This window comes from Dehalococcoidales bacterium, assembly GCA_028717385.1.
GTDB lineage: Bacteria > Chloroflexota > Dehalococcoidia > Dehalococcoidales > CSSed11-197 > CSSed11-197.
Genome location: JAQUNW010000034.1, coordinates 1 through 11,286, shown reverse-complemented (window position 1 = coordinate 11,286; position 11,286 = coordinate 1). Strand labels below are relative to the sequence as shown.

Annotated in this window: 8 protein-coding genes and 1 pseudogene; 7 read left to right on the top strand and 2 right to left on the bottom strand. The window is 41.9% G+C overall.

Features of this window, described 5'->3' with window-relative positions; translation table 11 throughout:
* Nucleotides 1-290: hypothetical protein (locus PHX29_06350; GenBank protein ID MDD5605507.1), on the bottom strand; the 290-nt coding region annotated here is incomplete at its 3' end.
* 69 nt (nt 291-359) lie between these two features.
* Entirely contained in the window at nt 360-857 is a 498-nt protein-coding gene (locus PHX29_06345) for a hypothetical protein (GenBank protein MDD5605506.1), read from the bottom strand.
* Between the two features lie 190 nt (nt 858-1,047).
* Here PHX29_06345 and PHX29_06340 point away from each other — a divergent pair, with 190 nt between their 5' ends.
* The 7 genes and pseudogenes from PHX29_06340 to PHX29_06310 all read left to right on the top strand — a co-directional run bounded on the left by PHX29_06340 (nt 1,048) and on the right by PHX29_06310 (nt 11,232).
* Entirely contained in the window at nt 1,048-4,050 is a 3,003-nt protein-coding gene (locus tag PHX29_06340) for an N-6 DNA methylase (GenBank protein MDD5605505.1), read from the top strand.
* Between the two features lie 42 nt (nt 4,051-4,092).
* Nucleotides 4,093-4,905 (top strand): hypothetical protein, encoded by an 813-nt coding sequence (locus PHX29_06335; GenBank protein MDD5605504.1) that lies wholly within the window; start codon nt 4,093-4,095, stop codon nt 4,903-4,905.
* 608 nt (nt 4,906-5,513) lie between these two features.
* Entirely contained in the window at nt 5,514-7,013 is a 1,500-nt protein-coding gene (gene purF, locus PHX29_06330; GenBank protein ID MDD5605503.1) for an amidophosphoribosyltransferase, read from the top strand.
* Between the two features lie 214 nt (nt 7,014-7,227).
* Entirely contained in the window at nt 7,228-8,475 is a 1,248-nt protein-coding gene (locus PHX29_06325) for a serine hydroxymethyltransferase (GenBank protein MDD5605502.1), read from the top strand.
* A 19-nt stretch (nt 8,476-8,494) separates the two neighbouring features.
* Entirely contained in the window at nt 8,495-9,439 is a 945-nt protein-coding gene (locus PHX29_06320; GenBank protein ID MDD5605501.1) for a ribose-phosphate pyrophosphokinase, read from the top strand.
* Nucleotides 9,423-9,656, top strand: coding sequence for a DUF2007 domain-containing protein (locus tag PHX29_06315; GenBank protein MDD5605500.1), 234 nt, complete (start codon nt 9,423-9,425; stop codon nt 9,654-9,656). Before PHX29_06320 ends, PHX29_06315 begins: the two co-directional genes overlap by 17 nt.
* Nucleotides 9,649-11,232: pseudogene (locus PHX29_06310) on the top strand (preprotein translocase subunit SecA). The gene PHX29_06315 and the pseudogene PHX29_06310 overlap by 8 nt, the downstream one beginning before the upstream one ends.
* Nucleotides 11,233-11,286 lie beyond the last annotated feature (54 nt).

The following is an 11,286-nucleotide window of genomic DNA, read 5'->3' as shown; positions in this document are numbered from 1 at the left end:
CTTAATTCGATTTCTAATGGAGCGTTTATTTCTGTTAACTTCTTTTTTAATTTAGCTACTCTTATAGCCTTTTTCAACGCTATTACTTCAGGCTCAGATTCCAAACTACTATTTTCTATTGTGATGTCAGCTTGTTGCTGGCTCGAGCTTAATGCCTTGCAATCCATTGTATTGTCTTTAACTTGCCTGTTAACCTTGTAAACTAGACCGGGTTTGTAGCCGTATTTAATTAGTTCTTTCGGGGTTGCTCCTTCCTCCAGCTTAACCTTGATTTCTTGCGATTTTGTCATGGATACACCCCCAATGCATATCTTCAGCTGTGGAGTGTAAACTTGTACAATGTCAAAATCAACAAAACTTTAATAGATATGTACAATTCCATCAAATGTGTTCAGGGCTTGTGCGTGAACAGCTTCTGGATAAACTATTTTAACTGCATTATTGGGACAATCAACATACAGCACTGTAATCCCGAGAAGCTTTCTTGGTTTAAGTGGTATCTTGCTTTTCGTAAAAGCTTTCGTATCCGGAAAAGCTACACAATAGTGATATTTCTTATCAGGTTCTTCATTGCCCATTCGCATGATAATTTGGCCAAGAGCAGCCATTATTCGACTTTCACCGCTTGTCTGGCTTGTATTCTCTCTTTCACCCTTAGCTTCTATCACAACCACAACATTATCTTTTTCTGCAATAATATCAACACCCTTTTCACCTTTATCGTAATGAGTTTCGGTTTGCCAATCTGGCTTAGCCATGTTTGCTAATACTTCGCAAACAAGTTTTTCATTATATTGCTGGTATAGCTCTTGTTTAGCTTGAAACAACGCCCATTCTTTTGGGTCAACACCTTCCATGTTCACACCTCAACATAACAATTAAACTAAGGTATTTTAGAAGAGCTGTTTGGTAGTTGCAATAGAACCGTAATGTAGCCTCTCCAAAAGGGTTATGTATTGTTTAAAGCCAAAAACAAGGGTATAATCAGCCTAATCAAAAGGACTTGGTTTTTTAAGCTCGAGGAATCTGGAATAACCGGAGGCACCAGTGCTCAAATCCGAAAAACAACAAATTGAGGACTTGATACAGAAATATCAAGTCTTAACATCAAAAGAGAAAAACACTTATAACGAAGCCAATACTTTAAATTCATTCATACGGCCTCTCTTTGAAGCATTAGGATGGGATTTTGCTAATATTAGTGAGGTGGAAGCCGAAAAACTCATCTTTAAAGGAAGAGTTGATTATCTCTTTAAGATTAAACAAGTGTCTAAATTTTGCGTTGAAGTAAAATCTCTTCGCCACGAATTAACGGATGCGGATAGAGAACAAGCCATAAGTTACGCTTATAACAAAAGGATAACATGGGCAATACTAACGAATTTTGTCAAATTGCAAGTTTTTAATGCAGAAATCAAAACCCCAGATCTTAAAACTATTCTCTTTTTAAATCTTTCTTGTCAAGATTATATTTCGGAATATGAAGATCTTCTATTAGTGTCTAAGGAATCCGCAACAAGTAACGATTTAGATAAAAAGGCAGAGAAATACGGGAAGTTAGCACGCCGAATACCTATAGAAAAGAAACTCTATGGACAAATGACAAAATGGCGCAGCGAACTCTTTAATGAAGTGTACGGGTTTAATAAAGATAAAGGGATAACTCTAGACCAGACTGACCAGTTGATTCAAAAGCTATTCAGTCGACTAATCTTTATCCGTACTGCCGAAGACAGAGGATTAGCAAGCAATCATCCACTTTTATCTGCATTACATCAATGGGAATCTGATAAAAAAGACTTATTGGGAAGAGTTAAAGAAGTATTTCAAGAATTTGCTCAAACTTTTGATAGTGAACTCTTTCCGCAAACAATAGACCCTTGGCAGCATGTTTGGATCAACGACTATCTTCTTGCTGAAGTCATCAAAGGTCTATATGAAGTACCTGGTGATTATGCGCAATATCACTTCGATATTATTGAACCTGATGTATTAGGGCAGGTATATGAGCAATATCTAGGATATGTAGCTAAACAAGTCAAACCTAAGATGAAAGTTCAGCAATCCTTTTTCCCTAAAACAGAAGCGCAGATTGAAATAACGGCTAAGAAAGAAAAACGGAAGAAAGGCGGCATTTATTATACTCCTAAATGGGTTACTGACTACGTCGTGAGACAGACGATTAACCGGTTCTTTGAAGAGCACACGCATAATGAAATCTTGAATATGAAGATAGTAGATCCTGCGTGCGGTTCTGGTTCTTTTCTTATCAGGGCTTATGACGAGCTTTTAATGTATCACGCAAAAGTTAAAAGTAAGCCAGTAGCTGAACTTAGCTGGCAGGAAAGGATAGAAATTCTCACTCGTAACATATTTGGAGTAGACCTAGATCCACAAGCAGTTGAGATTGCTCGTCTTAACCTGCTAATCAGAGCACTAGCTCAAAGAGCTCTATTGCCATCGCTTGAAAACAATATCCGCTACGGCAACTCCTTAATATTTGGCAATGATGAAGAACTTGAAACATCACTTGGGGAAAATTATAACGCTTTAAAGCCGTTCAATTGGGAATACGAGTTTGCTGATATCATGAATTCGGGTGGGTTTGATATTGTCATTGGCAATCCTCCGTATGTGATGGAGCTAAGAGACAACAAAGAGATTTTCAGGCAATTGAAAGTTACTCCATTCGGAAACAAATATTATGAATCTAAAATGGATATTTTTTATTATTTCATTGAGCTTGGCATTGATTTACTCAAGCCCGATAGCTATCTTGGATTCATTATCCAGCAGTATTGGATATCTCGCACTCATGCTTCAAAACTACGTAAAAAAGTGTTTAACGAGACCACCCCGTTAACGTTAGTTGATTTCAACGAATATAAAGTATTTCAAGATGCTCCAGGACAACACAACATGATTATGGTTCTGAAAAAAGCCGATTCAAAAGATGCTCATTCAACCATACTACAACTAAAAGATCCCAATGTTAGTGAGCAGGAAATTACCAAAGCGCTCGCTTCCGAGATTCAGGAGCAAACGCTTTTTGTAGTGAAAGCGATCGAGACATCTCAGTTATATAATGCTAAAACTGACAAGGTGTATATTATCGGTAATATTAGCTCTGACATATTGGCCAAGTTATCTAATAATAGCTGGAATCTTGCAAACAGCGAAATACAGGTTGGAGCAGATGTTCATCAACCTTTTTTAAGAGATAAGGTAATTTCACAACTTGAAAATCCTGCAATCCACAAAGCGGGCGATGGCATTTTTGTTTTAAGCAGAATTGAGCTAAATAAATTCAAATTAACTGAGGGCGAGAAAGCTCTTATGCGTCCATTCCACTATGCTGAAGGGCTAGACGCTTTTTATTACAATCCTGAAACCAACCATTACTTGATATATACAACCTTAGAAACGTCAAAAGATATTGAATCTAATCCAGAGAAATATCCGAATATAAGAGCACATCTTGATAAGTATCTACCAGTCATTACCTCAGATCGTAAACCTTACGGAATCCATCGTGCCAGACAACCAGAATGGTTTGAAGATACTAAAAAAATCGTATGCGTTAGAAAAACTAAATACCCAAAATTCGTAGTAGTGTCTGAATCTTGGTATGGCGACCAAGCAGTTTTAATTATAAGATTGACAGAAGCAAAACACCTATCACCACATGTTCTTACTGCTATATTAAACAGTAATGTTGCTCACTTCTATTTATACCAGCAAAAGAGACAAGGAAATCAGCTTCAAGTGGACAAAGAAGTCTTACTACATTTTCCCTTTCCAAAAAACATGGATAAAGCGATAACTAGAGAGCTTTTAAAGTTATCGAAACAAGTTGCCATCAAGAAAAAGGAGCTTGAATCTGTTAAAAAAAGTGACACAGACATTCTTGGAGAAAAGACAAAAGTATTAGAAGCTTACATAGTGAAGTTAAAAAAAGAAATAAACAATTTCATTTACAAACTCTACTGTTTGAATGTAAGCGAGATTAGGCAGATTGAGAACTTATTGGATGCTCTGAATGCAGAGTAGTTTTTATATCTATCAGCGTAGGCTTATGTCAAAACAACTAGTATGAGTGGCAAGCAAGGAATATTATACCCAGATTCAGGTAATCCTTTAGAGGATGCTTCTGTCTTACGAAATGCTGTGTACTTCAGCACAGCCGAGCGTGCTTATTCAACTCAATTAGTGCTAAAGCAACCCCTCAATGTGAATCAGCGAGTAGTAGATTTCTTGGTTGTAAAAGCTTACGAAGAGTTCATGACATCTACCGAAGATTTATTAGGTTGGCTCTTTACCTTAGAGAAATGGCAACCTGGGAATGCTGAGTTTTGCCTTTTCCTTCTACTGGATAAGATTAAAGTTGGACAGGGAGATTATAAGGAGGAGCGGGCAGTTTCACTGCTCGAAAGTCTAAACGAGGATAGCTTTAGGGCACTATGCCATATACCAACAACTGATGAGTTGTTCGCTTCTGGATTCTCTAAAAAAATGGTGGATAATATAAAACAGAGCATGCCATACAAACTTGAAGGCTGGCTCAGGATCGCTAAGAGACGGGAAGAACAGAATCGCGGTTGGGTTCGTATGTTTAATAAGTTTAAACATCATATGTTGGCATTTCCTACAACAACGAGAGGTAAAAATGAAATATGGATGCCAACTTCTATCAAGTTTGACAGAGACCGTGGTATAGGATTGGGACAAGGTTGGCTTGAATCTAGCATTAACGAGTTGCGTAGACTAGCAGGTGATGCAATCGCCGCACAAGCTGTATTGCATGATACTCTGGCAACATTGTTAATATCTAGGTATAAAGAAAAATACACCGTTCCACAGTGGGTACTTAAGGCTTATCAAATCGATTACTTGTGGCAGAGGTGAAATGATATAATGCTAAATCTGAAACTAGTATCTGGCAACGATAATATTATCAATAATTCGATTGTCGATGTTTTTCACCATTCATCTACAATAAAACTTTAACAATTGCATGTTTGTTGTTTCAAGTAGAGTTCGACTCTCCCCCGTCTCCACCAATTTTATTCTGTTTTAATCCCCTTTTTAAAAAGGGGATTTTTGTTTTCATCGGCAAATCCAATGGAGAAACGAAACACTTAGAGTATCAGGTTAATGTATATGCTTAGTGAAAATATAGGAACCCAGCCGCAGCTTTCCTTTACTGTGGTTGGGGAAGGGTTGGCTACCTGCAGGATACCAGAAAGTTGGTACTGAAACCGAAATAGCCTACACTGCGGGTATTGCAAATTATTGGAGCCAAATAAGAATAAGAAGCACGCCCCCAAAGGTCAGTGCACTACTAAGTATTCATTCCAATTCCGAATATTTGATAACTAGGCAGCTGGCAAGATCATGGTCACCTTATTAAAGTCCTTTATTTCCGTATCAAGGCCTACAAAAGAGCGGCAATGCCTGCGAATTACTCTTGATTTTTTTTTGACCAGCCAATGATGATGAGTTATAATCTTTCGGTGATTGGCTCAAACCCCTGCGGAAGCACCTGTATCGATACAGGCCCGCATGAAGCATGCGGAATCTTCGGAATATATTCACATACAGAAGATATTGCCCGTATCACTTTTTTTGGTCTGTTTGCATTGCAACACAGAGGCCAGGAAAGCGCTGGCATAGCCACTTCGAACGGTCATGAAATCCGTGTCCATGCCCGCATGGGGCTGGTTTCGCAGGTATTCGATGAAAAATCTCTAAATCGCCTCAAAGGCCACATCGCCATAGGCCATAACCGCTATTCAACCACTGGATCCAGCCGTCGCCATAATGCCCAACCAATACTTATAAACGATGGATACAATGAAATTGCCCTCTCTCATAATGGTAATATAGCTAACTCTGGAGCCCTGCGCCTTGAACTTGAAAGCCAGGGCTATATTTTTAATACAACTACAGATTCAGAAATAATCGGCTATCTTATTCTGTCTGCTCCTCACCAGGAATGGCCGCAAAAACTGCGCTACGCTATGCACCGCCTGCAAGGGGCTTATTCTCTAGCAATCATGACCAGGGATGCCCTGTTCGCCATGCGGGATCCATATGGCGTTAGACCACTCTGCCTGGGGCAGATAAACGGCAAGAGTTATGTTGTTGCATCAGAGTCTTGCGCTCTTGACCATATTGGTGCAAGGTTCATCCGAGAAATCGAGCCGGGCGAAATTGTTTCCATCAATGATAACGGCGTACAAAGCATTAAAGAGCCCGGTAATAAACGAGCCTTTTGTATTTTTGAGTATATTTATTTCGCCAGACCTGACAGCCTTATTAATAATCGACTGGTATATCATACCAGGCAAGCCATGGGCGAGAAACTGGCAGAGGAATATCCTGTAGATGCAGATATAGTCATCGGTGTGCCAGAGTCAGCAACACCAGCAGGTGCGGGATATTCACTCAAATCTGGAATACCTCCGGCAACCGGCTTGATCAAGAATCGTTATATGGGCAGGACTTTTATCGAACCTACTCAACGACTGAGGGATTTGGGAGTCAAGTTGAAATTTAATCCCCTCCAGCCAGTGCTTGAAGGTAAGCGTGTAGTGCTGGTTGATGATAGCATTGTCCGCGGCACCACTACTCCACAGGTAGTAAAACTACTCAAAAAAGCTGGTGCCAAAGAGGTACACATGCGTATCTGCGCTCCACCAATTTGCCACCCTTGCTTTTTCGGAGTTGATATGGCTACCCGTTGGGAACTCCTGGCAGCAAGAAAGTCAGTTGAAGAAATACGTGAGTTCATTGGCGCTGACTCTCTCGGTTACTTGTCTCTAAAAGGCCTGGTAGAAGCTGTAGGTCTACCTGAGAACCTTTTCTGCCTGGCTTGTTTTACCGGCGAATATGCGCTCCCGGTACAATTGGAAATGGATAAACTTGCTTTTGAGAGCATAGCCCCAAACGCAAAATCAGTAAAATCCAAGCCTCAGTGTATGGCTGTCAAAGACAGCCTGCCTCTTTTCTGATCTCAGGCCATCTTTCTTTAACCCCTCATTGAGCCAAGCGCTCCTTGAATACTAATACTCCATCCCAGACTGTTACTGACAGTGCCCGTTACAAAAACTCCCCGACATTGAATAATAGCGATTACTCATGCACAAGTAGCTTGCTTAAGCCATCTATACAATAGTAAAATGGAGCTTGGCACTTCCCGAAGAATTTGGAGGATAATATATTTCGATGAGTTTTCTTGAATCGGAAGACCCTGACATTTACCAGGCTGTTCAAGCCGAATACGACCGTCAGCGCTCCACTATCAACTTGATTGCATCTGAAAACTATTGCAGCGCCGCGGTATTAGAAGCCCAGGGTTCCCCGTTAACCAACAAATACGCTGAAGGTTACCCGGGCAAGCGATATTACGGCGGCTGTGAAAATGTGGATACTATTGAAAATATTGCTATTGACAGAGCCAAAGAACTTTTCAGGGCAGAGCACGCTAATGTACAGCCGCATTCCGGCGCCCAGGCTAATATGGCAGCATATTTTGCATTGCTCAAATATGGCGATCGCGTTCTGGGTATGGACCTCGCTCATGGAGGGCATCTCACTCATGGGGCTAATTTCAATTTTTCCGGGAAATTTTATAAATTCACCCCTTATGGATTAAACCGAGAAACTGAACGTATAGATTATTTAAAAGTTGAAAAGCTGACAAAAGAGCACCAACCGGCGCTTATTGTTACCGGCTCAAGCGCCTATCCGCGTTTTATAGATTTTGAGCGTTTCCGATACATCGCTGATTCTGTTGGTGCAAAACTGATGGTAGACATGGCTCACATTGCCGGATTGGTTGCTGCAGGAGTCCATCCTTCACCGGTTCCTTATGCTGATATTGTAACTTCAACTACTCATAAAACCCTCAGGGGACCAAGGGGCGGTTTTATACTTTGCCGCAAGGAATTGGGCAGGAAAATAGATTCAGCTGTCTTCCCGATGATTCAGGGCGGCCCTCTTGTACACGTTGTAACCGCCAAGGCAGTATGTTTCAAAGAAGCCCTCCAGCCAGAATTTGCCCAGTACCAGCAAAAAGTCGTGGCAAATGCTTCATTGCTGGCTGAGGAACTCAAGGCTTACGGACTAAGAATCATATCTGGTGGAACCGATAACCACCTGATACTGGTTGATTTAAATAAAAATGGCATTACTGGCAAGCAAGCCGAAGACGCGCTGGGAAGCGTTGGCATTGTTATTAACCGTAACGCAGTGCCCTTTGATGAAATCCATCCCCCGGCGATTGCGGGCGGCATGCGGCTTGGAACACCTTCTGTAACCAGCCGCGGATTTGGACCTGATGAGATAAAAGAAATAGCCCGTGTTATTGCTGGTATAATCCTGAATATCGATGATCAGCAATTGAAAGATAATGCCAGAGAATCGGTTAAAAATATTTGCTCCCGCTTCTCTGTTCCTGGCATAGATGTATAAGGAGGATAGAATCAAGATTATGGACGAATTAAAAGTATTCTCCGGTACAGCCCACCAGGAACTTGCCAGGTCAGTTACTGAGTACTTGGGAATACCCCTCGGGAAAATTGATGTTTTTAATTTTTCTAATGAAAATACTTTTGTAAAAATACTGGAAAATGTACGAGCTAGAGATGTGTTTGTTATTCAGCCTTTTTGCAGTCCGGTAAACCACAATATAATGGAATTTTTAATTATGCTTGATGCGTTCAAGCGTTCCAGTGCCGGTCGGATTACTGCTGTTATACCATATTATGCTTACGCTCGTACTGATAAAAAGGATCAACCCAGAGTACCTATTACCGCCCGGCTCTTGGCGGATATTCTTACCGCAGCATGCGCAAACCGCGTACTGGCAGTTGACTTGCATGCTCCTCAAATACAGGGCTTTTTTAATATTCCGGTCGATGAACTGACCGGATTAAATCTCCTGGGTAATTACTTCAAACAGAAAAACCTGCCGAATCCAGTAGTAGTTGCGACTGATATCGGTATTACCAAACGAGCCAGAGATATGGCAGCTATTTTAAATGCGCCTCTGGCAATAATGGAAAAACGCCGCCTGGGAAATGCTGATCGCACTGAAACTCTCAATGTAATCGGTGAGGTGGCTGATAAAATTGCTATTACGATCGATGATGAAATTGATACCGGGGGTTCACTTGCTAACACTGTAAATACACTGGTTGGACGTGGCGCCAATGAAGTGTATTCTTGTTGCACTCATGCTGTATTCTCTGGTCCATGCATGGAACGTATAGCCTCATCTCCGGTTAAAGAAGTGGTGGTTACCAATACTATTCCGTTAAAAAGTAATCCCGGCGGCAAAGTGACCGTTCTTTCTATTGCACCCCTTTTGGGAGAAGCCATTCACCGCATCCACACCGGCAAATCGGTTGGAGCGTTATTTGAACAACATTCATAAGCTGATAAGGGTTTACCAAGCATCGGGCGAGCTTGAAGCTTTAGCCATTAAAAGCATGCTTGAAAGCTTCGGTGTTCCAGCAATGCTAAGGTCTAATGCTGCCGGTTCAGTTCATCCGTTTTCAGTTGATGGTATGGGAATGGTCGAAGTGATGGTGAACCAGACAGACGCTGAATATGCCCTGCAACTTATTAACGATAGGATAGAAAATGTTTAAACTATTTGGATTTGGTGATTCTAACGAAAAAATAATAAAAAAACTGCAACCCATTGTTGACAGGATTAACCAGCTTGAAGAAAGCTTTAATTCTCTAGATGACAATGCGCTCAAGGAAAAAACCTCAGAATTTAAAAAACGCTTGAATGATGGAGAGACCCTCGACAGCCTTCTGCCGGAGGCTTTTGCTGCCGTACGAGAAGCCTCAAAACGAACACTGGGGCTCAGGCATTATGATGTACAGCTGATCGGTGGCATTGTTCTCCATCAGGGTAAAATTGCCGAAATGAAAACCGGAGAAGGTAAAACTCTGGTGGCAACACTGCCCCTCTACCTCAACGCGCTCGCAGGTAAAGGCGCTCATCTCGTAACAGTAAACGATTATCTGGCCCGCCGGGACGCTTATTGGATGGGGCCTGTATATCACCTGCTGGGTCTCAAGGTCGGTAGTATTTACCCAATGCAAACACCAGATGAAATGCAACCAGCGCGAATCTATGATCCGGATTATGACAGCGAAAAAGAAAATGACCCATGGCGGCATTTCAAGCCCGTTCCCAGACGCGAGGCTTATCTAGCAGATATCACTTATGGCACCAGTGCCGAGTTTGGCTTCGATTACCTGAGGGATAACATGGTGATGAGTCTGGAGCAGTGCGTACAGCACGAGCTCAATTATGCTGTCATCGACGAGGTTGATAGCTTGTTAATTGATGAAGCCAGAACTCCTCTCATAATCAGCGCTCCAGACGCCGAATCCCCCAAAAAATACCAGATTTTTGCCCGGCTGGTGCAGTACCTGAAATCAGGATCGCATTATGAAACCAAAGAAAAGGAGCGAGTGGTAGAACTTACCGACGAAGGATTTGCTGAAATGGAAAAGCTGCTGGACAGAGAAGGCTTGCTTGCCGGAGCCAGCCTTTACGATCCATCCAGCGCTGATCTAATGCGCCACTTGAGAAATGCTCTCCAAGCTCGCGAATTTTACAAAAGAGACAAGGAATACATGGTGAAAGACGGTGAGGTTATCATCGTTGATCCCTTTACTGGCCGGCTAATGCTGGGGCGTCGCTACAGTGAAGGTCTTCACCAGGCGATTGAAGCCAAGGAAGGCGTCAAGGTCAAAGAAGAAAGCCGTACTTTTGCTACTATTACAATTCAAAACTATTTCCGTATGTATGAAAAATTAAGCGGTATGACGGGGACCGCTGCAACCGAAGATGAAGAATTTGCCCGTATTTACAAACTGGATGTTGTGGTAATCCCTCCTAATAAACCCATGATAAGAGAAGACCTTGGCGACCGTATTTATAAAGATGAGTCTACTAAATTCAAAGCACTGGTTGCCGATATTAAGGAAATCCATGAAACCGGGCAACCATTGCTCATAGGTACCGCCTCAATTGAAAAATCGGATTACGTAAGTGATCTTCTGAGACGCAAGGGCATCAAGCATAATGTATTAAACGCTCGGCAGCATGAGAGAGAAGCAGAGATCATCGCACGGGCTGGCGAACCCGGCGCGGTTACAGTGGCTACTAATATGGCAGGACGCGGTGTGGACATACTCCTGGGTTGAAAGAAGCCGGACGATGGCGATGAAAAGGCCATTAAAGAGTGGGAAACCCGG